Annotated in this window: 22 protein-coding genes; 6 read left to right on the top strand and 16 right to left on the bottom strand. The window is 41.5% G+C overall.

Annotated elements, in window-relative coordinates:
• Window positions 1-334: 334 nt before the first annotated feature.
• A complete protein-coding gene (locus tag DUT71_RS00290) occupies window positions 335-1,579 on the bottom strand; it encodes a metallophosphoesterase (protein ID WP_113660564.1) in 1,245 nt (414 codons plus the stop codon).
• A gap of 74 nt (window positions 1,580-1,653) precedes the next feature.
• Complete coding sequence (gene htpG / locus DUT71_RS00285) at window positions 1,654-3,537, bottom strand: molecular chaperone HtpG (RefSeq protein WP_113660563.1); 1,884 nt, start codon at window positions 3,535-3,537, stop codon at window positions 1,654-1,656.
• Window positions 3,538-3,986: 449 nt separating this feature from the next.
• On the opposite strand from htpG, the gene DUT71_RS00280 reads away from it, so the two are divergent.
• Both DUT71_RS00280 and def read left to right on the top strand, forming a co-directional pair.
• Entirely contained in the window at window positions 3,987-5,216 is a 1,230-nt protein-coding gene (locus DUT71_RS00280) for a M16 family metallopeptidase (protein WP_113660562.1), read from the top strand.
• Between the two features lie 60 nt (window positions 5,217-5,276).
• Window positions 5,277-5,834, top strand: coding sequence for a peptide deformylase (gene def, locus DUT71_RS00275; protein WP_113660561.1), 558 nt, complete (start codon window positions 5,277-5,279; stop codon window positions 5,832-5,834).
• A gap of 32 nt (window positions 5,835-5,866) precedes the next feature.
• Here the strand turns inward: def and DUT71_RS00270 are convergent, their stop codons facing one another.
• The 8 genes from DUT71_RS00270 to DUT71_RS00235 form a co-directional block, all read right to left on the bottom strand.
• Window positions 5,867-7,933: a family 10 glycosylhydrolase gene (locus DUT71_RS00270; RefSeq protein ID WP_113660560.1), complete on the bottom strand. Its 2,067-nt coding sequence runs from the start codon at window positions 7,931-7,933 to the stop codon at window positions 5,867-5,869.
• A gap of 130 nt (window positions 7,934-8,063) precedes the next feature.
• Complete coding sequence (locus DUT71_RS00265; protein WP_113660559.1) at window positions 8,064-9,080, bottom strand: hypothetical protein; 1,017 nt, start codon at window positions 9,078-9,080, stop codon at window positions 8,064-8,066.
• 19 nt (window positions 9,081-9,099) lie between these two features.
• The gene (locus DUT71_RS00260) at window positions 9,100-9,855 is read right to left on the bottom strand and encodes a HEAT repeat domain-containing protein (RefSeq protein WP_113660558.1); all 756 of its coding nucleotides are present in this window, start codon (window positions 9,853-9,855) and stop codon (window positions 9,100-9,102) included.
• Window positions 9,845-10,375, bottom strand: coding sequence for an RNA polymerase sigma factor (locus tag DUT71_RS00255; RefSeq protein WP_162795903.1), 531 nt, complete (start codon window positions 10,373-10,375; stop codon window positions 9,845-9,847). Before DUT71_RS00255 ends, DUT71_RS00260 begins: the two co-directional genes overlap by 11 nt.
• A gap of 102 nt (window positions 10,376-10,477) precedes the next feature.
• Window positions 10,478-11,173: a DUF6624 domain-containing protein gene (locus DUT71_RS00250; protein ID WP_113660556.1), complete on the bottom strand. Its 696-nt coding sequence runs from the start codon at window positions 11,171-11,173 to the stop codon at window positions 10,478-10,480.
• 96 nt (window positions 11,174-11,269) lie between these two features.
• Complete coding sequence (locus DUT71_RS00245; protein ID WP_113660555.1) at window positions 11,270-11,911, bottom strand: peptidase associated/transthyretin-like domain-containing protein; 642 nt, start codon at window positions 11,909-11,911, stop codon at window positions 11,270-11,272.
• Between the two features lie 69 nt (window positions 11,912-11,980).
• The gene (locus tag DUT71_RS00240; RefSeq protein ID WP_113648204.1) at window positions 11,981-12,226 is read right to left on the bottom strand and encodes a NifU family protein; all 246 of its coding nucleotides are present in this window, start codon (window positions 12,224-12,226) and stop codon (window positions 11,981-11,983) included.
• Between the two features lie 35 nt (window positions 12,227-12,261).
• Complete coding sequence (locus DUT71_RS00235) at window positions 12,262-13,341, bottom strand: Mrp/NBP35 family ATP-binding protein (protein ID WP_205313800.1); 1,080 nt, start codon at window positions 13,339-13,341, stop codon at window positions 12,262-12,264.
• A 214-nt stretch (window positions 13,342-13,555) separates the two neighbouring features.
• On the opposite strand from DUT71_RS00235, the gene DUT71_RS00230 reads away from it, so the two are divergent.
• From DUT71_RS00230 to DUT71_RS00220, 3 genes are all read left to right on the top strand, one after another.
• A complete protein-coding gene (locus DUT71_RS00230) occupies window positions 13,556-15,715 on the top strand; it encodes a transglycosylase domain-containing protein (protein WP_113660554.1) in 2,160 nt (719 codons plus the stop codon).
• On the top strand, window positions 15,705-16,244 hold the full coding sequence (gene hpt, locus DUT71_RS00225) for a hypoxanthine phosphoribosyltransferase (protein WP_113660553.1): 540 nt from the start codon (window positions 15,705-15,707) through the stop codon (window positions 16,242-16,244). Before DUT71_RS00230 ends, hpt begins: the two co-directional genes overlap by 11 nt.
• 199 nt (window positions 16,245-16,443) lie before the next feature.
• On the top strand, window positions 16,444-17,103 hold the full coding sequence (locus DUT71_RS00220; RefSeq protein ID WP_113660552.1) for a phosphatidylserine decarboxylase family protein: 660 nt from the start codon (window positions 16,444-16,446) through the stop codon (window positions 17,101-17,103).
• Between the two features lie 340 nt (window positions 17,104-17,443).
• Here DUT71_RS00220 and DUT71_RS00215 read toward each other — a convergent pair whose 3' ends face one another.
• The 4 genes from DUT71_RS00215 to trmD all read right to left on the bottom strand — a co-directional run bounded on the left by DUT71_RS00215 (window position 17,444) and on the right by trmD (window position 21,142).
• On the bottom strand, window positions 17,444-18,583 hold the full coding sequence (locus DUT71_RS00215; RefSeq protein ID WP_113660551.1) for a mechanosensitive ion channel family protein: 1,140 nt from the start codon (window positions 18,581-18,583) through the stop codon (window positions 17,444-17,446).
• A gap of 3 nt (window positions 18,584-18,586) precedes the next feature.
• The gene (locus DUT71_RS00210) at window positions 18,587-19,813 is read right to left on the bottom strand and encodes a Glu/Leu/Phe/Val dehydrogenase dimerization domain-containing protein (RefSeq protein WP_113661057.1); all 1,227 of its coding nucleotides are present in this window, start codon (window positions 19,811-19,813) and stop codon (window positions 18,587-18,589) included.
• Window positions 19,814-19,969: 156 nt separating this feature from the next.
• Entirely contained in the window at window positions 19,970-20,317 is a 348-nt protein-coding gene (gene rplS, locus DUT71_RS00205; RefSeq protein WP_113660550.1) for a 50S ribosomal protein L19, read from the bottom strand.
• 150 nt (window positions 20,318-20,467) lie between these two features.
• Window positions 20,468-21,142: a tRNA (guanosine(37)-N1)-methyltransferase TrmD gene (gene trmD, locus DUT71_RS00200; protein WP_113660549.1), complete on the bottom strand. Its 675-nt coding sequence runs from the start codon at window positions 21,140-21,142 to the stop codon at window positions 20,468-20,470.
• Window positions 21,143-21,276: 134 nt separating this feature from the next.
• On the opposite strand from trmD, the gene DUT71_RS00195 reads away from it, so the two are divergent.
• Window positions 21,277-24,498 (top strand): chondroitinase-B domain-containing protein, encoded by a 3,222-nt coding sequence (locus DUT71_RS00195; RefSeq protein WP_113660548.1) that lies wholly within the window; start codon window positions 21,277-21,279, stop codon window positions 24,496-24,498.
• Here the strand turns inward: DUT71_RS00195 and DUT71_RS00190 are convergent, their stop codons facing one another.
• Together DUT71_RS00190 and rimM are read right to left on the bottom strand one after the other, a co-directional pair.
• On the bottom strand, window positions 24,499-25,137 hold the full coding sequence (locus DUT71_RS00190) for a hypothetical protein (RefSeq protein ID WP_113660547.1): 639 nt from the start codon (window positions 25,135-25,137) through the stop codon (window positions 24,499-24,501).
• A 39-nt stretch (window positions 25,138-25,176) separates the two neighbouring features.
• Window positions 25,177-25,704, bottom strand: a complete 528-nt coding sequence (rimM, locus tag DUT71_RS00185) for a ribosome maturation factor RimM (protein WP_113660546.1) — start codon at window positions 25,702-25,704, stop codon at window positions 25,177-25,179.
• Between the last annotated feature and the right edge of the window lie 65 nt (window positions 25,705-25,769).

The following is a 25,769-nucleotide window of genomic DNA, read 5'->3' as shown; positions in this document are numbered from 1 at the left end:
CATATTGCCATTAACTCACGATGTATATACGTAGCATATTTTAAAAACGCTACAACCTCATGAATGTTTTTTGTTTAAACATTTGCTGTTTAATTTGATGCCTTTGTTTTTTGGCTGTTGAGGTTTGATTTGGTGCCTCAGCTAACCTGTGCCGGCAAAATATAGTATTGGCATGGTGCAGAGTGGCCGAAAGGCTACAGGCCCTGCAAAATAAACTTGATGGCAGCGGATATCCTTTTTGTTGTACTACGCCCGGGGGAAAGCAGTTCCAGTCACAAAAAGATTGTAGCGTACAGCAAGACTACCGTGGCCGAAGGACTGCTGATTTTGCTTTTCAAATAAAATTTATGTCCTGTTTTTTAAGGCTGTTTTTTTTCAGTTCAATAAGTGTTATTTCTGGCCATATCCCTACCCGTCCGGAAAAGCCAATAAAGCCAAACCCCCTATTTACATTTAAAATGCGTTGATTTTCTTGTTTTACGCCTGCCCAATGTTTGTAGCGGAATTGTACCGGGCTCCATTTAAAGCCAAATGCCTCAAACCCGAACTGCATGCCATGGGTGTGGCCCGCTAAGGTAAGCTGTATTTTGGAAGGGCTGTTTTTTACCTGCGCCTCCCAATGGCTGGGGTCGTGCGACAATAATATCTTGAATTCTTCTTTGTTTGTTCCCTGCAAAGCTTTTTGCAGGTCTCCTCTTTCTCCGAAACCTAAGCCCCAGTTTTCAATGCCCAGCAAGGTTAAATGTTGCCCATTTTTTTCAATTTTTACGTGCTCATCAAGCAAAAGCCTAAATCCAATTTCGGCATGATAGTTCTTGAGCTGTTGCAAGTTCTGGTTTTTCACTAAATCGCTTTCCCATTTAATGTAATCTCCATAATCGTGGTTGCCTAGCACCGAGAACTGCCCCAGGGGAGCTTTTATCTGCGAGAAATGATGGAGGTAAGGTTTTATCTCTTCGGCTTTGTTGTTTACCAGGTCGCCCGTGAAAACAAACAGATCTGCCTGTTGCTTATTGATTAAATCTATTCCTTTTTGAACTGCTTTCGGATTTTTTAAGCTGCCGGCGTGTACATCAGAAATCTGTACCAGTTTAAGCCCGTCAAAGGCTTCGGGTAAATCGTCAAAGTAAAGCGTATGCCTGATAACCCGATAGGCATATTTCCCTTTAATGATACCGTAAATAAAAGCGATAATAATGAGCAGGCCCAAAAGGATGCTGATATAAATGCCCGTAATAGGCCTTTGGGGGAAGTTAAAGGTGCCATCTGAGAAATATTTGCCCATGGCAAGCACCAAACGGTAGGCATCTGTTAACACGGTAGCGAGCACAAATACCAGCATTGAAACAAAGTAAATAAGCAGGCTATGGGCGCTTATTTTGAAAAGCTGGGTGGGGCCGTTTACACTAAGCCTGATCATGCTGTAGCTAAATGCGAGGAAAAGTATGGTGGGAATTACCCATAGCCACGAATAAACTACCGGGGGAAATACCAAAGTTAATGCGCTAAAGGCATAGCCGTTGATGAGCAAAAAGAATAAGGCAAAAATTAACAGCGGGATATATGGGCGTGTTCTCATATCATTAAACTAAAAACCGCCATTACGTTAATAAGTTTGTAATGGCGGTTGTTTACAAGGTTTTTTTTAAGGCGTTAAATCAGTTCAACGCTGCGGCTTACAAATGCTGTAAGTTCTGCTCCGGTAAGCATACCTTGGGATAAAAGCGCCAGGTCAACAGCCTGTTTTGCAAATTTGCTTTGCTCTTCTTGGTCTGCGTTTAAAATTTTGCTCACCAATTTATGGTTGCCATTAATAGCCACTTTGTAGCTATCGGGCATGTTGCCATAAAAGCTCATGCCGCCGCCCATTTTAGCCATGTCCTTCATGCGGCGCATAAATTCGTCCATGGTAATGGTAACCGGCGCATCGTCAGGATTTAGCCCAACCACTTCTACCGTATAGCCTGGTTTGTTGATGGCCGTTTCAAAAATGCTTTTTACGGTATTCGATTGTTCTTCGCTTAAAACAGAATCAAGTTTCTCGTCTTTTTCGATTAATTGATTAGCCACAGAGGCATCTACACGTTTCAGCAGCGTTTTCTCAAGTTTATGTTCCAAACTGCTCACAAAGTGATTGTCTATTGGAGAGTTCATTACCAAAACATCGTAGTCTTTTTTGTTGGCCGCTTGGATAAATCCGTCTTGCTTATCAGGATCAGTAGTGTATAAATAAACTACATTTCCATTTTTATCGGTTTGCAAAGCACTTACTTTTTCTTTGTACTCTTCGAAAGTGAAATGTTCTTTTTGCGTATTGGTTAGCAATGCAAAATCTTTGGCTTTGTCATAAAACTTTTCTTCGCTAATCATGCCATATTTTACAAATAGGCCAATATCGCTCCATTTTTCTTCGTAAGCTTTACGGTCTGCCTTAAACAGTTCGCCTAACTTGTCAGCTACTTTTTTGGTGATGTAGTTGTTGATTTTCTTCACGTTGCTATCCGCTTGCAAGAAACTTCTAGAAACGTTCAAAGGAATATCCGGACTGTCAATTACCCCGTGCAAAAGCATTAAAAACTCAGGAACAATGTCCTTTACTTCGTCCGTAATGAAAACTTGGCGGCTAAAAAGCTTGATTTTGTTACGTTGCATATCAAAATCCTCTTTTACCTTAGGGAAATAAAGCACCCCTGTAAGGTTAAAAGGGTAGTCTACATTAAGGTGGATCCAGAACAAAGGCTCCTCCGAAAAAGGGTATAATTGCTTGTAAAAATCTAGGTAGTCCGCATCTGACAAATCTGCAGGCGCCTTGGTCCAAATAGGGTTGGTGGTATTTACAATATTATCCACCTCAACTGAAGCGTATTTTGGTTTGCCTTCTTCATCTACACCATCTTCTACGCTTTCTGTGTTTGTGCCAAATTTAATAGGTACAGGCAAAAATTTGGCGTATTTATCTAAAATTTCCTGGAGTTTGTGTTTGCTTAAAAACTCCTCGCTCTCGGCATTGATATGCAAAATAATATCGGTACCGCGAGTAGTTCTTGTACCTTCCGAAATTTCAAATTCAGTGCTGCCGTCGCAAGTCCATTTTGCCGGCTCGGCGCCCTCCTGGTAAGATAAGGTATTGATTTCAACCAAATCAGCTACCATAAAAGCCGAATAGAAACCCAAACCAAACTTGCCGATGATCTCATTGGCATCTTTAGCATCCTTAAACTTTTCTACAAATTCACTAGCACCTGAAAACGCTACCTGATTGATGTATTTCTTGATTTCTTCGGCAGTCATTCCTAGGCCGTTGTCGCTAATGGTAATAGTTTTGGCCTTTTCATCCAGCTTAACCTCTACTAAAGGCTCGCCAACTTCGCCGGTAAATTGGCCAAGAGCGCCTAAGCGTTTAATTTTCTGCACTGCATCAACCGCATTAGAAACTAATTCCCTTAAAAAGATCTCATTGTCCGAATACAGGAATTTCTTGATGATTGGGAAAATGTTTTCTGTGTGTATGGAAATACTTCCTTTTTCTGTTGTCATATCTTAAAACTAATTTTTTGCTTATAGCCTTGTTTATCAAGCCCTGTTCCAAAATAAAATATAGGTCAAAGTGGCAGAGTATAACGTGCAAAACTCCCCGTTCCCGGCCTTGTTTTACTAAAGCCTGCTGTGATAAACAATATTTGAAAAGCAGTTGCGGTTGCTCTTCGGTTCCGATAGCCCCGCTTTACGCTTTACTCACTGCGTTCGTGCCCGCTCCAATCGGGTTTAGTTAATCCAAGCACCAGGCCTTGGCGCAACTTTGCGAAAAGGTCTCTTTTTGCCGTTCAATTAAATGCAATTCTTTAAGCACTGGCAACAACGCAAAATTGGGCCCAGCTTATTCTGAATTTGCAGGTAACGAAGTTCCTTGGGGGTAAATCATCCATATAACCTTACAATATTTCAACGATTTAACAACAAAACAATATGTATCTTTGCCATTTCAAATGGAGTACAACGTTCATACCCTTAAAAATGGCATCCGCTTATTGCATGTTCCCGCCGCATCGGCAATTTCACATGCTTGTATTTTAATCAATGCAGGTTCCCGTGATGAAGATGAGCAACAAATGGGGTTGGCTCATTTTATCGAACATTTGATTTTTAAGCGTACCGAGAAACGCAATACCACCCAAATATTGAACAGGTTGGAAAGCGTGGGTGCCGATTTGAACGCCTATACCACCAAAGAATATACTTGTATTCATGCTTCTTTTCTTCACCCATTTTTAGACAGGACCCTCGAGCTTTTCAATGATATTGTTTTCCATTCGACTTTCCCGGAAGATGAAATGGAAAAAGAAAAGGGAGTGATTTTAGATGAGATCGCTTCTTATTTGGACCAACCGGAAGAAGCGATCAACGATGACTTTGAGGACCTGCTTTTTAAAGGGCACCAGTTGGGTAAAAATATCTTAGGTACTCCAGAAACAGTTGGAAAGCTATCTAAAAAAGATATCCAAGCATTTGTAAAGAAACACTACCGAACAGATCAGATTGTGGTGGCGGTGCTGGGGAATTATCACTTTAATAAGCTCATTAAAATAGGAGAGAAGTATTTTGCAGAGCTAGCGGAAAACACCTCGGCTAGCCAAAGGATAGCACCTTTAGGAAATCCAGCCCTGCACCAGATTGTGGATAAGCAAATAGCACAAAGCCACTGCATGATGGGCACACAAACCTATTCGTTGCACCATCCTTACAAAACAGGCTTGCTGTTGCTGAATAACTTATTTGGCGGTACGGGCATGAGTTCTATCCTTAACCTACAGCTCAGAGAGAAATATGGTATTGCCTACACCATCGAATCGGCGTATAGTCCGCTTTCAGATACGGGAATTTTTGCCGTTTATTTTGGTACTGATGTAGAAAAAGCAGAGAAAGCGATGAAGCTGATCCGTAAGGAGATGGATAAATTGAAGCAAAAGCCACTAACGGAAATACAACTTCATAAAGCTCAAAGTAAGTTCATTGGGCAAATAGCACTTGGCGAAGAAAACAGGATTGGTTTGGTTATTGCCATGGCCAAGAGCCTGCTAGATTATCAATACATTGATAGTTTAGAAACCGTGTTCCAAAAAATAAGGAAAGTAACCGTTGCCGAGATGAACGAAATTGTAAAGGAGGTTTTTGACCAAAGTCATTGGAGCAGTTTGGTTTTTAACCCTACCGAGTAACTTGCCTACCTTAAAATCTGCATTGTTTAGCATCCGTCTTATTTTTCTTAACTTTGCACCATGAAATTATCAATTGTTGCCTACGGAGACCCAGTTTTAAAGAAGGTATGTGGGCCGATAGAGAAGGACTATCCTAATCTTCATGAGCTGATAGAAAACATGTGGGAAACCATGTATAACGCTAGTGGTGTAGGTTTGGCGGCCCCGCAAATTGGCTTGCCTATCCGTTTGTTTGTAGTTGATACCGGCGATAATGACGATGAGCCCCGCTACAAGAAAGTATTCATTAATGCACAAATTTTAGAGGAAAGCGGCGAGCCCTGGGGCTTTACCGAAGGTTGTTTGAGCATTCCGGAGATACGCGAAGAAGTTTTTCGTAAACCTAATATCGTAATCAGTTATTTTGATGAAAATTGGCAAAAACATGAAGAAAGTGTAACTGGCTTTGCCGCTCGAGTGATTCAGCATGAGTACGATCATATTGAAGGAAAGCTTTTTACCGAAAAGATAAATTTGTTGCGTAAACAGCTCATCAAAGGTAAGCTCGATAAAATCTCCAAAGGAGAAATCAGGGCCGATTACAAGATGAAGTTCCCAAGGCAGCCCAAGAAAAGATAAAAAAAGCCAGCAGTTATTGCTGGCTTTTTTGATTATAATACAATGAGTTTAATATTTTTCTTAAAACTATCGTTAGATAGGCTCAAGATATAATGCCCCTTCGGCAGGTTTTTCCCTATCGAAAGCTGATAGGAGCTTTGGCCTGCTGAGGTACTGAATTCCTGCTCATGAACCACTTGCCCATAAAGATTGATCAGCTTCGTCTGGATAAATCTTCCGCCGAAATTTTCTAAGCTGAAATTGATGTCTTTTTGTGTGGGATTTGGAAACGCTTTGGCCTGTACAATAATCATTTCGTTGAAGTTTACCGAAGCAAATACGGGCTTGGAAGTAGTTCCGTCCTTGTCAAATTGGGTAAGGCGATAATAATTTGCGCCATTAGCGGGAGCATTGTCCCAAGCGGTATAATGGTTAACGGTATTGGTATTTGCCGCTGCCGAGCTTTGCTTGCTGAGGAAACCAAATTCGCCATTATTTCCGGCTTTCTCCAATAGGAAATAATCGCTGTTCAACTCGCTGGCTGTAGACCATTCAATCTTGATTCTGTTGTGGTCTTTTTTAGCCGCAAAATTTAGGAGTTGAACAGGGAGTACAGTTGGATCGGCAACTACATTGCTGGCCGCACTTTCATTACTAATTCGATCTAAAGAAGTTACGGCATAGTAATAAGAGGTGCCTAACCCCGGTGTAACGGTGTTATCGGTGTAGCTGGCGTCGGTACTTGGGATAATTGCAATCAGGTTTGCCGCATTGTTAAAATCGATGGTTGCAGAAGTGGCACGGTAAACCGCATATCTTACCACTTTTTGCAATTCGTCGGTGGTAGCTGTTGGCGGAGTCCAGGTAAGTTTTGTTTTGCCTGATTGGAGGCTCGCCGCTAAAGCCGTAGGCTCAGCAGGGGCAATGTTATCTATCCAAGTCATGCTTGGAACCAGCGATAAGGTACTGTACTGGTTAGCAATTAGATTTGTACGGAAATTAAAGGTGTTTGCGTTTAAAGTGGTGGTGTTATAAAAAGCAACCCCTTTCAAGTTGGAGGTTCCCCTCACCAGATCTATTTGTTGGGATATTTCATTTTGGTTCGTGTTAAATGCGCCCTCAGACGCATTTCCAACTTTATAGGCGGCTATCCCAATGGTAATATGCCTTGCGGTATTGATGTTGTTCCACCAAGGAGTAACCACGTTGAAATTGGCATTGGGCTGGCCGATATACCAATAAACCTGCGGCGTGAGATAGTCGATCAGGTTTTGCTCCATGATGTATTTGCTATCGATGTATTGAACATTGTAGTGTTCTGAGCCTGCAGTGTTCGTCCCAATAGCAGGATTAGTACTGTTTCGGTAAATTCCGGAAGGGGAAATGCCAAATTTTACCCAAGGTTTCTGCGCCTTAATTGCGTTATTGGTTTCGGTAACCATCAGTAATATATTGTTTCTTCTCCAGGCAGCTATGTCACTATAGCCTCTGGGTTCGTCAATAAAAGTTTGATTGTCTTGTGTCCCCACACCGGTGAGATAGAAATAATCATCAAAGTGTATGCCGTCTATGTCGTAGTTGTTTACAATCTCCATGATGACCTGGTTGATGTGGTTTCTAACTGCGGTGAGCCCCGGGTCAAGATAATGTGTATTCCCGCTGGTAAGTACCCTCATGCCCGTTTGTTTGGCCGGATGTGCGGAGGGCAGGCTGTTGTACGCCGAAGCCGACGTGGCAACTCGGTATGGATTTAACCAAGCGTGAACCTCCATCCCTCTTTTATGTCCTTCATCAATCACAAATTGCAAAGGATCAAAATTATTAGCCGGGGCTTGGTTATAAGTTCCGGTTAAAATTGTTGCCCAGGGCGTAATATTGCTTTTGTACATGGCGTCTGAGAGGCTCCTCGCTTGGAAATACACGGTGTTTATGCCAAGCTGTTTGTAGCTGTCCAAAATGGCTATCATATTGGCTTTTTGGGTATTTTGAACAGTGCTTTTTGGCCAGTCTGTGTTTGAAACTGTGGTTAACCAAGCAGCCCTCACTTCCCGTTTTGGATTTTGGGCTATTGCGTTAATTTGCGTTAAAAGAAGGGTTAAATAGAGTAGTTTTTTTTTCATTTGCGGTTTTATACAGTTGGTTTGGATTAAAAATAAGAATAAAACCGCAAATATTTGCAATAACTTGCTTAAATAAAAAAGCTAGCCCATTAACATACAGGCTAGCTTTTGGAAATATATTTGGTGTAGTTTATTTGCGTAAGTAGATTTTCCCGTGAGTAGATTTCAAAACGATTTTCTCTCCACCGCCGTTTAGTTTTCCGGTAATTGAAGTTCCGCGTGAACTGCCAGAAAAAACTGAAGTTGAATAGGTGTATGCAACATCGCCTACCATGGTCCTTCTTTTGCTTGTTTCAGGTTTGTCATTATTGGTGGAGCCATGGCCTACTGTTGTGCCGCCAGAAACTTCTGTGCTTGCTTTTGCTTTTGCCTTTGCAGCTGCCTGCGCATTTTCGTTCAAGGTAATTATCTGAACATTTTGTCCATCAATTTTGGTATTGTTGTAAGTTAGCCCGGTAAGCGGGGTAACTTCTTTGTTTTGTGTCGTTTCGGTGATCTCAAATTTGAGGTCTTTAGCGGCATAAAGGGTTTCATAAAGCGTGTTGATGGTCATGTCGGCTTTCGCATTTTCAGGAACTTTGAGATCAACAAATCCGTAAACGGATACCAAGGAGATTGGGCCTTTGAACGACGGGCTTAAAGTGCTTTCTATATTGCCGTGCAACGTTTTAATGCTTACTGGGCCAGTAATGTTAAATAATTTGATGTTTTCATATTGTGTGGAGGCATCTATTTCGCTTTTCAAATTATTAAGCAGGATAGGTTCACCGCCCTCATTGCCAAATCCGGAGGTTTTAACAGAAAGATCAACACCATAAGGCAGTTTGATGGCAACTTTTAGGGAATTGGATTTATCTACGGCAGCAATCTCGGCCACTTGGTCTTTCTGGGTAACAGCTATCCCAATACCGGTATTGTCAAAGCCGCTATTCCCCAGCACGGTTAATCCCTCCGCACGAGGGTCGGCGGCTTCTTGTTTGCCTTTAGAGGTAATGATGATTTCCTTGCCTTCATAACCTTCTACAGTAAGGTATGAAATGTTGTTGATGACTAATTTCCCACTGCTTTTTGCAAGCCTGTATTCTTTTTGGGCAAATGCTTGTCCTGCTGCAACAAGCAGTACTAAAGCTATTATTGTTCTTTTCATTTGTTTGTTATGTATATGTTTATTGAAGTTGTTGTTTGGTTAATAATGCGTAATGTACTTGGTCCTTAACTACATCCATGGTTAGCGGGTTGTCGGCCATGGCAATCAACTTGTCGGTAGTTTCTGGGTTATTGCTGTTGCCTAGTACTTTTATTAGTTCCAGTTGTATTACCGGATCTTTTTGTTTGGTAAGTCCTGCGGTGAGTTGTTGTTGTATATATTTATCTGCCGCAAATTTAGATAGTACCTCTAGTGCTGCCAGGCGTACGTTGTCGTTTTCATCCTCATTAAAAACTTTACTGAGTACTGTTTTTAGTTTTTGGTCTAAAGTAGGTAATGAGCCCGCTTTAAGTATGGCATTTAACCTGCTTGCCACAGAAAGACTATCAGCTAAGCCGCTATAAATTTCCTTGTTGGGCTGGTATGCAACTAAGCGTTTTGGTTTTTCAGTATTTACAGCTGTTTTTGCGGATACGATCTCTGTAGGCAAGGCAACAGGTGCTTCAACTTTATTTTTGTTGTTGGAAGCTATTTGGCGTGGCGGCGTAGTTACGGTGGTTTCCTGCGAAAGGAATAGGTAACTTCCTGCAAAAATCAACATGGAAGCTGCTACTGCCATCCAGGTATAGGTAAGTTTACGCTTTCTTCTTTCCTGTATTAACTGGCGCTCCCTCATATTCCCCAAAATATTGCCTAGCATGTTTGGAGGTAAAGCTTGGTCTTCAAAAGCCTCTTTGTGCTCTTGGACATATCGCTTAAAAAAATCATGTTCCATAGTATGCCTTATCTTTTAGTGCTAAAAAAACCTTCTTTTTGGCTCGGTGGTATTGCGTCCGAACCGTTGTATGGCTAATGCCCAGCATATTGCCAATTTCTTCTTGCCCCATGTCTTCAAATAAATGTAAAGACATAATGGTGCGGTAGCCATCCGGTAATTGTTGTATGGCTGCTTTTACGTCGTCTACCTTGCATTGAAACAACAGCTCTTCATTCATGTCCAGTTCCTCGTCCGCTACAGTTTCTAATTGGCCATCTTCTGTAAAAACCATTTTTTTCTTTCTCAGGGTTGATATAGCCTGATTAAGTGCTATTCTTTTTAACCAACCCTCAAAGTTGTTTTGGTTTTTGAGTTTGGCAATTTGCTCAAAAGCGGTGCAAAATGCTTCTTGAACAATGTCTTCAGTTTCGGCACTGTTGCCCATTACCCTATAAACGGTATGGTAAATGCGCTTGGCGTATTTATTGTACAGCATGGTATAGCCTTTTTCTTCGCGGGCTATACATTGCTTTACCAATTCTTGTTCATTTATAGAAATGCTCAGGTGCAAGGTGCTTTAAGTTGTACGTTAATAATTAATTTTTTGGTGCAGTTTGCTTTTTTGAGGCTCAACCAGCGCCTACCTAATGTTTTGTTCTTTTACAATTTGTGCTATCTCAGGTAATTTCTTTTTGTATTCTTCTAAATCCCAATTTTTAACATACGCAGCCATTGGGGGCATTCCCATTTGCTTGCGTCGTTGGTCTAATTGGCCTACATCTGCTATTGGATAAATGTAGCTGGTGCCAGTTACTTTATCTTTAAAACCTTGGCTTCCGTACAGTTGTTCCCTTCCTTCCCTCATGGCAATCCGGTCCTCCAATAGGGCTAAATTGCTCGAAAGCGTTTTGCCTTCCTTTTCGGCCTGTTTTATTAGGGGTAGATATTTTTTTTGTGTGGCTAAATCTGCATGTTGAATAACTAAAAATATTCCCTGGCTTCCGTTCATCCCAATTTCCTGCGGGCCTAACCAGCCATGTTTCTCCACAATGCCATTTACTTTATCAAGGTTGATTTCGTCTTTCTTTTTGATGATGCGCTTAATGCTGTCAAGCTTGGCCTGGCCAGCATTGTTTCTGGTTAAATTTATGAGCTCAAACCTGGGTAACTGATCATCTTTGTAAATGGTGTCCAACATGGGAAGCAACGCCATCTTAAATTTACTGCTATCAATTACAAAACTAATTACCTGTGCGCTTGCTTTTGCCTGTGCAAAAATGACTGCTACACCAATGATAGCTCGTTTTATAAATGTTGACGCATGGTATGTTTTCATAAAATTAACGAATAACTATATGATAGTCGCCACCGTTAATTTTTTGTTGCACGCAAAAAGGGGAAAAAAGAAAATATTTTTGAAAAAAGGTATCGGTTACTGTTCAGCACTCCTGGCTTTATCGCCGTTGAAAATTTCCTGCACTAATTTTCCCCATGCAAATGGGTTAAGTAGTGGATTGGTTTGGCGCATGTTTACGTTCACCATCCTATCGAAGTTATATCGATAGTTGGCATTGCTGATTTCCCCGGCATCACGAGGCAGGGTTAGCTTTAGGCCATTAATACTTTGGCGCGATAAATTTTTCTTCGCAATTGCCAGGTCATCATCAGCTATTTTTAAGGAGAGAAAATCTTTGTTAAATTCCTCTACGGTGGCCCATGGATTTACCCTAACCGTTTTTAGGTACACAATCTCAGATTTGATCTGAACCATTGCCGTATACTTATTGTCCGCAATATTTTTTGGCAATACCAAAATTTTACTGGTGAAACCTACTGCAGAGAACATCACCGTATCACCCGGATTAACCACAAAGGAGAAGAACCCCTGATAGTTGGCCGCGTATTTCTGGCTTTTGTTGCTGAGATTGGTAATGGTTACATAAGGTACAACCATGTTGCTGTCAGCATCGGTTACAATACCAGAAAACTGAACAAGTTTGTTGGTCTGGGTTTTATCCTGGGCAAAAGCCAAACCAACAAAAAACAGCAATATGATAGTTAAACTAAATCTCATCTGTAATACGATAATGATACAAATGTAGGTGCTAAAGAGTTTCTATTTGGTTAAAATGTGTTAAAAGTGTTACGCTTGTTCAGCTAAATCAACGGCCACTACACCTTTAATTTCAGGGACATCTTTCATGATTGCCTGCTCAATGCCGGCTTTCATGGTCATGAAACTCATTTTGCATGAGCCACAACTACCCAGTAATTTTACTTTTACAATGTTTTCAGGAGTAATTTCTTCAATAGCCACATTTCCCCCATCAGCTATCAAATAAGGTCTGATAGTTTCCAAAGCTTGCTCTACTCGTGCTGTTAAATCCATATTTTAATTTTTAAAAATATAAAAATAGTAAAAATTTAGCAATTAGCCGTTTGTTGTACGTTGTTGATAGAAATTTGCTGTGCTATTTTGCCGGCAATTTCTTTAAATGCTGTTGCCTGAGGATGGTTGGTTTCCAAAGCGATAGGCTTTCCTTTGTCTCCGGCTTCGGTGATGCCCTGCACCAATGGAATTTCGCCCAAAAACGGAACCTCAAAGCGTTGGGCAAGTTCTTTTCCGCCATCTTTTCCAAAGATATAATATTTGTTTTCAGGGAGTTCTTCCGGGGTAAAGTAGGCCATATTTTCAATCACCCCCAATACCGGAATGTTAATGCCTGGCATCCCAAACATCGCTAGGCCTTTCCGGGTATCTGCAAGGGCTACCTGCTGCGGGGTGGTTACAATTACAGCTCCCGCAATTGGAAAGCTTTGGCTAATGGTGATGTGGATATCACCCGTACCTGGAGGCAGATCGACCAAAAGATAGTCAAGTTCGCCCCAGTCGGCATCATTAAAAAGCTGCTTGATGGCATTGGAGGCCATTGGCCCACGCCATGGCACTGGTTGGTCTGGATCAGAAAAGAAGCCCAGCGAAAGCAGTTTGATGCCATATTTTTCAATGGGAAGAATTAAAGTTTTGCCATCGGCTGTTTCCTTTGCACTTGGTTTTGCACCCACTAAATCAAACATGATAGGCACCGAAGGTCCGTAAATGTCTGCATCAATTAAACCTACCTTTGCGCCATCGGCAGCTAAGGTAACAGCCAAGTTGCTGGATACCGTAGATTTTCCAACGCCCCCTTTTCCCGAAGAAATGAGCACAATGTTTTTAATTGCTTTCAGTTGGCTGGTGTCCATTGGCTTGGTTACTCTTGAAGTAATGTTGATCTCTATTTCTGCCTCGGCATCTACAAAATGCTTGATGGCATTGACGCAGGCATTCTTCAGCATATCCTTCAGTGGACAAGCGGGAGTGGTCAATTCAAGCGTGAAAGCAACTTTTTTAGCTTCAATTTTAACGTCCTTAATCATCTTTAAGGTAACCAGGTCTTTTTTCAAGTCCGGGTCTTCCACATGGCTAAGGGCCGCTAATACTTTCTCTTCCGTAATTATCATCCTTCAAAATTACTAAAACATTAGCTATAAATAATTTTGTATCTAGCTTTTTGTTGTAATTTTAGCACGAAATGAGACGTAACAGACATTACTCCTTTGGGGGTAAAGTTTTGTGATGGAAATCCTGTGCCAGATAAGAAAACAATCGATATTTGCACATGAAAATAAACATTTGTGTTAAGCGTTTGTTAAAGCAGTAATTTCGAGGAGGTTTATGCAGTTGCCCCAAATTAAGATACCAAAAAAATACCTGAAAATTGGCGCCTGGGTACTAGGCATATTTGCGTTGTTGTTAGTGGCTGGCGGAGCTGTGGCATACAGCAAAAGAGAATCGCTGTTAAATAAAATGGTAGCAAAAGCCATTGGCAAAGCCGAAAAAGACTACAACCTCTCTGTAAAGATCGGTGAATATGGCTTTAGTGGATTAAGTAAGGTGCACATGAGCAATATTTCGGTGGTGCCCAAAGACCGTGACACGTTAACCACCATTAAGGATATTACCATTGGTGTAAAGCTTTTTCCGCTGCTTTTTGGCGATGTAAAACTTTCGGAAGTTAACCTTAACGACGGTAAGTTGAACGTAGTGATGCGTGATACGCTAACCAATATCGATTTTATCCTTAAAAGAAAGAAAAAAGATAGTACTGCCACTAAAAACAAAGTTGATTTGAGCGAATTGGCCAGTAATCTACTGAACCAGGTTTTCTATAAAATCCCTGATGATATGGAGATCAAGAATTTCATGATGCAGTTGAATGACAACGATACGGCTCATGTAAAATTTTTAACTACTACGGCAACCATTGATGGAGGAGAACTGAAATCGACCATTAAAGTAAATGATACCGCTGCGGTTTGGCATATCAACGGAAATCTTGATCCTAGCGACAAGCAGTTGGATATCATGCTTTTTGCAGATGGGGAAAAGGTGGAATTGCCCTATCTGGAAAATAAACTGCACACCAAAATCAATTTCGATACCGTTAAAACGCAGATGAAAGATGCGAGTTTTAGTGGAGGCGATTATAAGATTTCGGGTTCGTGGGCCATCAAAAACCTACTGATCAACCAGCCACGGATTTCTGCCGAAGATATCATTGTGCCCGATGCCCGCATTGAAGCGGATATGCTCATTGGCGAAAACTTTGTTTGTTTGGACAGCACGTCAACGGTGTATCTAAGAGATGCTTACGTTCATCCTTACCTGAAATACACGTTGTCTCCCAATAAAATCTACGAAATGAAGCTGACGGCGCAGGAGCAGGATGCCCAGGCCATTTTCGATTCGTTTCCGTTGGGACTGTTCGAATCTCTCGACGGCATAAAAGTGCAGGGCAAACTGAAATACAATTTGGACTTTTATTTAGATACGGCCATGCCCGATAGTGTGAGGTTTAGCTCTACCTTAAGTCCGAGTAATTTCAAAGTGTTGCATTTTGGCAAAACGGATCTGCAAAAGATCAATGCTGATTTTATTTACACACCTTATGAATATGGGAAGCCAATGCGTAACATCACCATTGGGCCATCAAACCCTAATTTTACAAGGCTCGACGATATTTCTCCCAACTTTAAGAATGCACTGTTAACAGCCGAAGATCCCTCTTTTTATCGCCATAAAGGATTTGTAGAGGAGTCGATCCGTAAATCAATTGCGGTAAACTTTAAGGAAAAGAAATTTAAGCGTGGCGGCAGTACCATTTCCATGCAATTGGTGAAAAATGTTTTCTTGAGCAGGAAAAAAACCTTGGTGCGTAAAGCGGAGGAGATCTTAATTGTTTGGCTAATCGAAAACAATCATTTGGTGAGTAAATCCCGCATGTTGGAGGTATATTTCAACATTATTGAAATGGGCAATAACGTATATGGCATTGGAGAGGCTTCGAGGCATTATTTTGGAAAGAGCCCATCCGAATTAACCTTGGGTGAAGGAATTTTCTTGGCCAATATCGTACCCAAACCCAAAGTTGCCCTATATAAGTTCATGAGCAACGGAACGCTCAAAGGTTATTTACTGCCTTATTTTAAGTATATCGGTAATATCATGGCCAGAAGAGGTTTGGCCCCAGCAGATACTACCGGCTATGGATTTTACGATGTGCGTTTACGCGAAGGATTGAGACAATATCTGGCGCCAGATTCTACCACTTTGGATACCAATTCGGTAGAGATCGGCGAAGATGACATGATGACCCCCGAAGGGATGCAGGATAAGTCGAAGAGCTTGTTTGACCGTTTGTTTGGTGGTTCTTCTAAAAAAGATACCGTTAAGGTAAAGCCTGCGGTTGATACGGTGAAAACACGCAAGCAACTAAGACAAGAACGCCGCGAAGAGCGCAGAAGAAAAAAAGAGCAAGAAAAAAATGGAAACTAGGGTAACTGTTCACCAAAAGGAGTTTGAACTTTTGTTAGAGGAAGACACGATTGCAAAGCGCATTCGCCTAATGGCCATACAGCTTAATGTAGACTATGAGGATAAAAACCCGATTTTTATTGGCGTGCTCAATGGTAGCTTTCTTTTCATGGCCGATTTGATGAAAGAAGTTGATTTGCCCTGCGAAACCGAATTTATCAAGGTAGCTTCTTACCATGGAACCGGTAGCACGGGAAGTGTTAAAGATGCCTTGGGCATGCCCGCCAATTTAAAGGGAAGGCACTTGGTCATAGTTGAGGATATTATTGATAGCGGCCTCACCATGAAATATATTCTTTCTAAAATTGAGAAACAGGAACCTGCTTCCGTGGCTGTTTGCACCTTGCTTTTCAAGCCGGAGGCACTTAAAGAGCCATTGGAAGGGTTGAATTATGTTGGCTTCGAAATACCGAATGAATTTGTGGTAGGTTACGGCTTGGATTACGATGGTTTGGGTAGAAATTTAAATCATATTTACAGAGCGGTTTAGTTCTAGAAAACCATTAGTGGTATAAACCTCGTAAGTTTCAAAACCTACGAGGTTTTTTTGTTCCCTACAACAAAAGCATTTCCCTGCAGTTGAGTCAGCTTCCAAAAACCTGTGCATCAGCTTAAAAGATAAAACAGGCAATAGGACAAAAAATTGATAAATTTTTACGAGTTTTGCAGCATAACAAAAGCTAAGTTAAATGACCATACATAAAGAAGGATATACCTCCATAGCCCTTACGGTGCTTTTTATTTTTATCATCAATGCCGTTGTTGAATATCGTTTTGCCGACGTTTTTATATTGAGATGGTTTATCTATATCTTTTCATTTGCCTTATTTATTATCGTACTTCAGTTTTTCAGAAACCCAAAGCGTACGTTTACCAACGGCGAAAATTTAATTATTTGCCCTGCTGACGGTAAAGTGGTAGTAATTGAAGAAACGGAGGAAGGCGAATACTTTAAAGATAAACGTTTGCAAGTTTCTATCTTCATGTCGCCAGTGAATGTGCACATCAACCGTAATCCAATTTCGGGTGTGGTTAAGTTTTTTAAATACCATCCAGGAAAATACCTGGCCGCATGGAACCCCAAATCAAGCACCGAAAACGAGCGTACCACCGTGGTTGTTGAGCATAAAAATGGTTCGCCGGTGTTGTTCCGCCAAATTGCCGGAGCTTTGGCACGTCGAATCGTTTGGTATGTAAAAGAAGGTGATCAAGTAGTGCAAAATGAACAGTTTGGTTTTATTAAGTTCGGTTCAAGGGTTGATATTTATTTGCCTTTAGGTACCAAAGTAAATTTAGAACTTAACCAAGTAGTTAAAGGCGGCATTACCGTGCTGGGTGAACTAAGTTAATTTTAAGTCGAAATTAAAATTCGAAAATATGAAAGTCCCGCATGTGCGGGACTTTTTTTATAGTGTTTTTGAGAAGGAATTAGGGGCTAGGGGTTGTTTCTAACCATTTCGTCATTGCGAGGTACGAAGCAATCTTAAAGCGATATTTTGTTTTTACTCTGGCGATGGTTGTAGGATTGCTTCGTGCCTCGCAATGACGGGTTGAGTTCAAGAGAAGGTTAGGGAGAGATTGTATTATCTATAAAGTGTCGTGAGTTAAATAAACGGGATGAGAAGCAAAAAGCCCCGCATGTGCGGGGGCTTCTGTAATTGCTTTTCAAATTATTTTAAGGCTTACTCCTTATTTTTCTTCTTTGTGAGCGCTTTCACCTATGCTGCGTTGCGTTGGATAAGCAAACTCGGAACCATTTTTTCCAACAATTTCAATCAGCCTAAAATTTACTTCTTCCTTAATTTTAATAAGGTCCAGATCTTTTTTCATGGGAACCAGATAAATGACCTGTACATTCAGCGAGGAGTCGCCAAAAGAGTCAAGCGCCACGGTGCTGTCCGTAACTCCAGGATGTTCCTTCAAGTATTTTTCAGTTTCAGCAATGATTTTTTTGATGTTGTCCGAACTTGTTTCGTAGGTTAGTCCGAGGTCAAACTTTACCCTGCGGGCATTTCTCATGGTGAGGTTTTCCAGTACGCCATCTATCATTGAGCGGTTGGGGATCACATAAGTGGTTTTATCGGTACTGCGCAGTACGGTACTTCTAAAGCCCACACGCTCAATAGTACCTTCAATACCGTCAACCCTTACCACATCGCCAACGGTAAAGGGCTTGTCCATGAAAATGAGGAAAGAGCCCAATAGGTTTTCCAAACTTTCTTTCGCGGCCATAGCAATGGCGATACCGCCAATACCTAAACCAGTGATCAAGCTTACCGCGTTTACTTCAAAAACATATCCCAGTAGTACAAAAAAGCCAATAAAAGCTACAATGAATTTTAACAGCTCTTTGATAAATGGCACCAATTGGTCGTCGGCTTTGTTTTTTGTTTTGGCCGCTCTTACCAAAAGTACGTGGGCAATAAAATCGATGATCCTTAGCACTATCCAAAAAACAGATAGAATAATCAGGAAAAGGAAAATTTTATCTATAAACTCGCCAATGGTGAAGGCTTGGTTAACCTTTACCTTATCGATAGTTTTCTTGTAATGGAAAAAAGTAACATCCAAGGGATGCTTTAATTGGTTAATAGCAACATACAGGGTAAAAACACTGATGAAAAACTCAATTGGCTTTAGCAGTAAGGCGATAAAGGTTTCGGAATTTACCTGATCTGCAAATTTTTTGAACAGTTTGAAGATCAATTGGCTCAGGATACGCGATACAATCCTTTTAAAGAGTAAACCGATGAGGATAATCGCAGCAACAATAATGTACTGTTTAATTGTATTGCCCCAAAAAACTTGTTCAAAAAAGCTAACTTCCATAATTTATACCAATTGTTTTAATGCAATTTCAAAAGCGGTGCTAGATAAGTTTGTTTTTTTATTAGAGGTTTGGTGTACGGCAACCAGCGCATTTTTGATGATGTTGGACGCATCGGTAAAAATAGCATCGTCGCTCATTTCTACGTTTCGCTGCATCAGGTAAGCAAATACCCTGGCCATGCCGCAGTTGGCAATGAAATCAGGGATGATGGCTAAATGATTATCCGCATGTTCCATAATGCTGCCAAAGAAAATTTCCTTGTCGGCAAAAGGCACGTTGGCCCCACAAGCAATCACTTCCATGCCGGCAGCAATCATTTGGTCTACTTCATTTTGTTTGACCAACCTTGAAGCGGCGGCCGGAACGAAAATTTCAGCACCCATACTCCAGATTTTCTCGTTGGCTTCTTCAAAGGAGATCAGCTGGTCTGAAACCAAGGTGTTGTTTACCCGGTTGTTAAACAGGTTGGCTATTTCCTGTTCGCTAAATCCATTGGGGTTAATCAGTCCGCCCACACGATCAATAATGCCCACTATTTTAACTCCCTGTTGCGACAGGTAGTATCCAGCCGCCGCAGCTACGTTGCCCCAACCTTGGATAATGGCTCTTTTGCCTTTAATGTTGCCGCCCCAAATTTCATAAAAATGCCTAATGGATTCTGATACGCCGTAGCCGGTAATCATATCAGCCACTTTATATTTTCTTTTGATATCCGGGGTGTAGGTTAAATCTTCAAGTACCTTGGAAACACCGTAGCGCAATTGCCCAATTTGATGGATGCGCTCATTTTCCCTGGCTTGGTAATGGCCGTTAATTACACCTTCTTGCGGGTGCCATAGGCCATATCCTTCGGTAATTGGGATTACTTCGTGGATCTCGTCAATGTTTAAATCGCCACCGGTACCATAATAGTTCTTAAGCAAAGGCATCACGGCCTTGTACCAACGTTCCAAAACCTCTTTTTTACGCGGATCCGCAGGGTCGAAATTAATTCCGGATTTTGCGCCCCCAATGGGCGGGCCAGAAACGGTAAATTTCACTTCCATAGTTTTGGCAAGTGATTCTACTTCGTGCTTATCCAATCCCTTGCGCATTCGGGTACCGCCGCCGGCTGCGCCGCCACGCAATGAATTGATGACTACCCAGCCTTCAGCTTCCGATTCTTTGTCTTTCCACTCGAAAACAATTTCTGGCTGTTTCTGTTCGTACTTTTTTAAAAGTTCTTTCATGTGTTCATGTATTGAGATAATGGCCGATGTTTCATTTGGTACATCAGCATAATTTGCTGCGCCATTATCAGATTTCAATTTGGTTGCGCAAAGATATAAACAAAAAAACCTCCACGAGTAGTTCGTGAAGGTTTTAATACTTTTATATTAAATCTATTATTTTCTTAAAGATTTGATACGAGCTGCTTTACCAGTTAAGCTGCGCAGATAGAACAATTTAGCTCTACGTACTTTACCATAGCTGTTCACTTCTACTTTCTCGATATTTGGAGAACTAAAAGGGAAAATACGCTCTACACCAACACCGTTGCTGATTTTACGAACGGTAAAAGTTTCGTTAGCGCCAGTGCTGTTGCGCTGAATAACAACGCCTTGGTAAATCTGAACACGTTCTTTGTTACCTTCGCGAATTTTATAATGAACACTTACGGTATCTCCCGATTTAAAAGAAGGAAATTCTTTTTTAGTGTTTGCCTGTTCTTCTACAAATTTTACTAAATCCATGATTTTAAGCTATTAAGCCGATATTTTTATTGTTTAAAATCGGACTGCAATATTAGGAATTATTTTTTGAAAAAAAAAGTGAATATTAAAAATATTTAATGATTTACAAATTCGCTAATCTGCTAATTATCAAATTGCCTCGCTGTGCTATTATTTCAATAAATCCGGTCGGCGCTGCTGTGTGCGCTTTAGGGCTTCTTCATGCCTCCATTCGGCAATTTTTGCTTCGTGGCCGCTCAATAGCACATCTGGTACCTTATGCCCTCGCCATTGGGCAGGCCTGGTATAAATGGGCGCATCTAGTAGTTCGCCTTGAAAACTGTCTGACAGGGCAGAGGTTTCGTCGTTCAGCACGCCGGGGATCAAACGGGTCACGGCATCCACTAATACGGCCGCAGGGAGTTCGCCGCCTGATAGTACATAATCACCAATGGAAATTTCACGGGTAACATAAATATCGCGGATGCGCTGGTCTATCCCTTTATAATGGCCACATAAAATGATGATATTTCCTTTGATGGAAAGTTCATTTGCAATGGTTTGGTTCAATGTTTCCCCATCGGGGCTCATGAAGATAATCTCGTCATACGATCTTTTGCTTTGCAAATTTTCGATACAGTTGGCAAAAGGTTCAACGCTCATGACCATGCCGCTTCCACCACCGTATGGATAGTCATCTACACTTTTCTGTTTATTGGTGGCATAATCCCTAAGGTTGTGCACTACAATCTCGGCAATCCCCTTTTTTTGCGCTCTTTGTAAGATAGAGTGGGCAAAGGGGCTAACGAGCAAGTCAGGAAGTACTGTAATGATATCAAAACGCATGGTGCAAATATAAGGCTTTGTTTGTGCTTTGTTCTTGCGTTCCAAAAATGTAAACTTCTTTGGGATAAAAATTTGGATTTATCCCAAAGTTGTTATATTTGGTTAACCAAAAATTGGTAGACCAAATATAACAGATGAAACAAGTTATTTATTGTGTAGTGGCAATACTGCTGTTACCATTTTCTTCTATGGCACAAACTGCCATTAAAACCTCGTTTGAAACGCCTGCGTACAGTCCCGGAGGTATTCATGCTCAAAATTTGTGGACTGTAGCCAGCGGAAATGCGATAGTGGGCAGTGCAAAATCAAAAACGGGAACCAATGCTTTAAGCTTTACCAACGGCAACAGTACCTTAGCGGTCAGCTTTATTCCGTACAGTGGTGCGGTAACGGGGATCAGAGATGTTTTTTATACGGATTTGTGGATCAATCCTGTTGCATTTGTAACCAAAGGAGTTCATTTAACAGCTTATGATCAATATGGAGGAAGCTTAAAGCGGATTTATATTGTAGAGTTCACCACGGATAATAAGATAAAAGTTTCTAACGGAGGTACGCAGGTAGAGGTTGGCGCCTGGAGCACTAACCAATGGACAAGAATTTCGATCAGGACTGATCTTGTTGCCGAAAAGTTTAAGATTGCCATTAACGGCGTTTTGAATGCCTCCGATTTTTCGATGCGAGAGGCTTATGTGCCAACTGCAAGCGCAGGAAGAGCAGCCACCTATAAAGAATTTCATTCGCTGCGCATTAACCACACGTTGGATACGCAGCTGGCCAGTTCCGATTTTACGATCGATGATCTTTACATTGGTAAAAATCCAATCCCGGATATTTCTTTCTTGCCATCGCCTACGGCAAGAATAATCATGATGGAACAACCCAGTTATGGAAGTATTTCGCTAAGCCCATCGCAAACAAGTTACCAGGTTAATGATCAGGTAACGGCCACGTTGACTTTGCCGCAAGGCTATCAAAATGACGGTTGGACAGGTGATTTAAGTGGCACAGCCTTGAGTAAAACATTTAATATTGTAACCAACATGGTTATCGGCGCCAATGTGGTAGTGGATCATACGGCGCCGCCTGCCCAGTACCCGGTAACGATAACGCAGCCCTCCAATGGTTTGATTACTTTGTCTCCGGCACCTATCAACGGTAAATATTCCAGCGAAACTGTGGTTACAGCTACCATAGCGGTCGAATCCTGCTATCATTTTAACGGATGGACGGGAAATTTAAGTGGAACACAAATCTCGAAAACTTTTACGGTTAGTGGAGAGATGTCTATTGGCGCTGATGTAGCAATTAATACTGCGCCGGGAATTACCCGAAACGTGACTTCTGTTGTTGAATTTAAGGCCGCCTTGGCCGCCATGAACCCCGGAGATATCATTTTGGTGGATGATGGAAGTTACGATTTGAGCAGCTTAACGATCAACCGCTCGGCCTGCCCAAACAGGCCCATTGTAATTAAAGCAAAAAATCAGGGGCAGGCCATTCTCAACGGCGCTACAGCATTGGTTTTAGATGGTTTGCAATATGTGACACTCCAGGGCTTTTCCTTTAAGAGCGCCAATGTGGGAACTGGTATCAAAATGCTGAACTGTAGCAGGGTAAGGGTTACAAGAAATAGTTTTGCTTTGGATGAAACAAATATAGCTTCCTGCAATTGGCTGTACATTGGTGATACTTTTGCGAGTACCCAGCCACTTAGGTCAGGGCATAACCGTATCGATTATAACTTATTTGAAGGCAAAACCAAATCTGGAAAGTTTATTTTGCTGGACGGCAATATCAATCAACAAACCCAATATGATACCATTAGCTATAATATCTTTAGGAACAACGGGCCTCGTGAAGAAAATGAAAAGGAAACCATAAGAATTGGCGTAAGTGCGCTTTCGCAAAGTAATGGCTATACTTTGGTAGAGTACAACCTTTTTGAGGACTGTGATGGAGACCCTGAAATTGTGTCGGTCAAATCTTTTGCCAATACCATCAGGTACAATACTTTCCGTAGATGTTTGGGCACAGTATGCCTACGCCAGGGGAATAATAGCACTGTTGAAGGCAATTACTTTTTTGGAGAAGGGAAGACCGCAATTTATACTAACGAAAACGGGAATTCCAGCCTGATTGGCTGCGGCGGGGTAAGGGTTTATGGGAAAAACCACAAAATCTTTAACAATTATTTCTCTGGCCTAACGGGAAGTATTTTTGATGCAGCGGTAACCATTACCAATGGCGATGCTTATAACGTGGAAAATCCAACAGATTTGGCCAAGCATTATGTGCCGGAAAACGTAGAAGTGGTGTTTAATACTTTTGTGAACAATAAATCGAATATCGAGATAGGTTACAAATACGATAAAGCGCCAATAAACTGTCTGATCGCAAACAACATTGTCAAAGAGAATGCCACACAGATCATAAAGGCCTATAGTCCTGAATCCTTGGCGGGCGTTAGCTTTCACAACAATATCATGTATGCCAGCGGTGCCGCCAGTATCGGGATTTCCGTGCCCACTTCGCAAATCAAGAATATAGATCCTTTATTGGAGCAGCCGGCATGCAATGGTGCAGGTTGCGAGTTGAAAAAAGCCTACGAAGTGCTGCGGTTAAATGCCGCCAGCCCTGCAATTAACGCTTCGGTAGGTACCTTTAATTATGTGCTTGCTGATTATGAGAAGCAGGGGCGTGTAGGCCTGGCGGATATCGGCGCCGATGAATACGACCGGGACAATGCAATTTTTGTTAGTGCACTTGACGAGCTTAACGCAGGACCTAACGCAGCGGCTTTTGACTATAGTTATTTTTCGGTACTGCCCATTAAGCTAATATCCTTTGGCGTATCATATCATCAACCTCAGGTAGATATTAGGTGGTCGGTAGCGAAACAGGAGCACGTAAAACGATATGAAATAGAATGGCGTACAGATTTTTCGGATTTTGAGAAGGTGGCCGAAACAATTGCCGAGGACGGAAGATCAGTTTATGTGGCAAGACACTCCCTGCCAGCGGTTGGATATAATTATTATCGCCTTAAAACGGTAGATGAAGATGGAACGGCAGCGTTTTTTGGAGAAAAGGCGGTTAATGTTTTTGCTAATTCTGTGGTGAAAATCTACCCCAATCCGGCTACCACAGCGTTTAAAGTGGATTTGGGTAATATGCCATCTAAACCGGTAAAACTTAAATTGGTAAATTCTTTAGGCAACGGTGTTTTGGATATGGTGCTTTCGGGAACCTCTTGCAACGTTCCGGTGAGTAACTTGGCTAAAGGAGTATATTTTTTACGGATAACGGAAGAAGGCAGGCAACCAGTTTCATTACCTGTGGTCATCAATCCCTGATCAAGATGTCCACTGATCGTGTACAACTGCTACCAGATAATAGTTGCTTTGATATTGCTTGAAAACCAAACGTAGGCTGGTCCAATCCAATCCGGCATATTTTTGCTCGAAACCACTAAAGTGGTATTCGATAAAGGGTTGTTTGGGGAAAATTTCAGCAAGGTTATTTAAGGAATTGCCTTGGCCAATAACCTGGTCGTGTCCAATTTTTTCGGCGTGGAGGTAATCTGCATTGTAAACAAACTTTTCTAGGTATTGCTGGGCTGTCAATGTAATTATCTCACCAGTGCCATCGTAATTTCCCCAAATTACAGGACGTCTTCCTTCAATTAATTTTAAAAAAGAAGCTTTGGAAAGGTTTTTTGCGGTTTTGGTATCAATAAATCCGTAGGGAGAAAAAGTTACGCCTTCTGTTGGATGAAAGTATGAGGCAAAAGCAGGATAGTCTTTTGCCTTTAAGGTGGTCAGAATTTCAGAAGCTATGGTTGTTAGAGTTTCTTCGTCGGCTAAGCTATCCACGGGCTTAGCGGTTTTATTGCTATCGCCCGAAATAGAGGAGTCTGCTGATTTATCTGTGCTATTGCAGCTAACTGCCGTTAGTACAAATATTACAAGCCATAATAAACTTAACTGCTTCATGGGTATAAAACTTATGAATGGGCGGTTTTGTTTTGCAGGCTAAGGATTTAGGTAGATATCCAACAGGCCTTCGGGCAAATCCAGGGTCAGGATGTTCTCCTCATCATCAATTTCTACAATAAAATCTTCGTTTAAAGGAAACAGGATTTCTTTATTCTGATAGTTTACGGTAGCCACAAATTGTTGAGGATATTCATTTATCTCAATAATTTCACCAAGTTCGCCCAGTGTTTCGTCTACTGCGATAAAACCTTTCAGGTCTGTGTAGTAAAATTCATCGTCGTCACGCACCGGCTTTTTGCTCAAGGGTAGGTAGGCTTTTTTCTTCACCAAAGGTTGGGCTTTGTCCACGTGATCTACATCGTCAAAATAGAAAAGGCCGGTGCTGTTATCGTACAGTTTATGGCTGGCTACAAAAAAAGGCACCATTTTGCCGTTTAGCTCCAAGAAAAGCACGTCAAGGTCCAGCTCCTGGTAGTCCTCAAACTCAAAATAAAGCTGTAGTTCGCCTTTTAGTCCCTTGGTTTTGGTAACGTAGCCAATGTAAAATGCTTCTTCTTTTGTCATGCTAGAAATGTGATGATTTGTTAATGCGATAATTAGCTAATTATCAAATCGGCTAATTAGCTAAT

The sequence above is a fragment of the Pedobacter nanyangensis genome, from assembly GCF_003313505.1.
Classification (GTDB): Bacteria; Bacteroidota; Bacteroidia; order Sphingobacteriales; family Sphingobacteriaceae; genus Pedobacter; species Pedobacter nanyangensis.
Note: the sequence above shows the minus strand (reverse complement) of the source record. Positions and strands in the feature narration are given on the sequence as shown.

Bases quoted from the DNA above. Each gene is read 5' to 3' on its own strand.
- DUT71_RS00270 (WP_113660560.1), bottom strand. From the start codon at position 7,933: ATGAAAAAAAAACTACTCTATTTAACCCTTCTTTTAACGCAAATTAAC.
- rplS (WP_113660550.1), bottom strand. From the start codon at position 20,317: ATGGATTTAGTAAAATTTGTAGAAGAACAGGCAAACACTAAAAAAGAA.
- DUT71_RS00240 (WP_113648204.1), bottom strand. From the start codon at position 12,226: ATGGATTTAACAGCACGAGTAGAGCAAGCTTTGGAAACTATCAGACCT.
- def (WP_113660561.1), top strand. From the start codon at position 5,277: ATGAAATTATCAATTGTTGCCTACGGAGACCCAGTTTTAAAGAAGGTA.
- DUT71_RS00280 (WP_113660562.1), top strand. From the start codon at position 3,987: ATGGAGTACAACGTTCATACCCTTAAAAATGGCATCCGCTTATTGCAT.
- DUT71_RS00220 (WP_113660552.1), top strand. From the start codon at position 16,444: ATGACCATACATAAAGAAGGATATACCTCCATAGCCCTTACGGTGCTT.
- DUT71_RS00235 (WP_205313800.1), bottom strand. From the start codon at position 13,341: ATGATAATTACGGAAGAGAAAGTATTAGCGGCCCTTAGCCATGTGGAA.
- DUT71_RS00210 (WP_113661057.1), bottom strand. From the start codon at position 19,813: ATGAAAGAACTTTTAAAAAAGTACGAACAGAAACAGCCAGAAATTGTT.
- DUT71_RS00195 (WP_113660548.1), top strand. From the start codon at position 21,277: ATGAAACAAGTTATTTATTGTGTAGTGGCAATACTGCTGTTACCATTT.
- DUT71_RS00245 (WP_113660555.1), bottom strand. From the start codon at position 11,911: ATGAGATTTAGTTTAACTATCATATTGCTGTTTTTTGTTGGTTTGGCT.
- htpG (WP_113660563.1), bottom strand. From the start codon at position 3,537: ATGACAACAGAAAAAGGAAGTATTTCCATACACACAGAAAACATTTTC.
- DUT71_RS00190 (WP_113660547.1), bottom strand. From the start codon at position 25,137: ATGAAGCAGTTAAGTTTATTATGGCTTGTAATATTTGTACTAACGGCA.
- DUT71_RS00215 (WP_113660551.1), bottom strand. From the start codon at position 18,583: ATGGAAGTTAGCTTTTTTGAACAAGTTTTTTGGGGCAATACAATTAAA.
- rimM (WP_113660546.1), bottom strand. From the start codon at position 25,704: ATGACAAAAGAAGAAGCATTTTACATTGGCTACGTTACCAAAACCAAG.
- DUT71_RS00265 (WP_113660559.1), bottom strand. From the start codon at position 9,080: ATGAAAAGAACAATAATAGCTTTAGTACTGCTTGTTGCAGCAGGACAA.
- hpt (WP_113660553.1), top strand. From the start codon at position 15,705: ATGGAAACTAGGGTAACTGTTCACCAAAAGGAGTTTGAACTTTTGTTA.
- DUT71_RS00250 (WP_113660556.1), bottom strand. From the start codon at position 11,173: ATGAAAACATACCATGCGTCAACATTTATAAAACGAGCTATCATTGGT.
- DUT71_RS00290 (WP_113660564.1), bottom strand. From the start codon at position 1,579: ATGAGAACACGCCCATATATCCCGCTGTTAATTTTTGCCTTATTCTTT.
- DUT71_RS00260 (WP_113660558.1), bottom strand. From the start codon at position 9,855: ATGGAACATGATTTTTTTAAGCGATATGTCCAAGAGCACAAAGAGGCT.
- trmD (WP_113660549.1), bottom strand. From the start codon at position 21,142: ATGCGTTTTGATATCATTACAGTACTTCCTGACTTGCTCGTTAGCCCC.
- DUT71_RS00230 (WP_113660554.1), top strand. From the start codon at position 13,556: ATGCAGTTGCCCCAAATTAAGATACCAAAAAAATACCTGAAAATTGGC.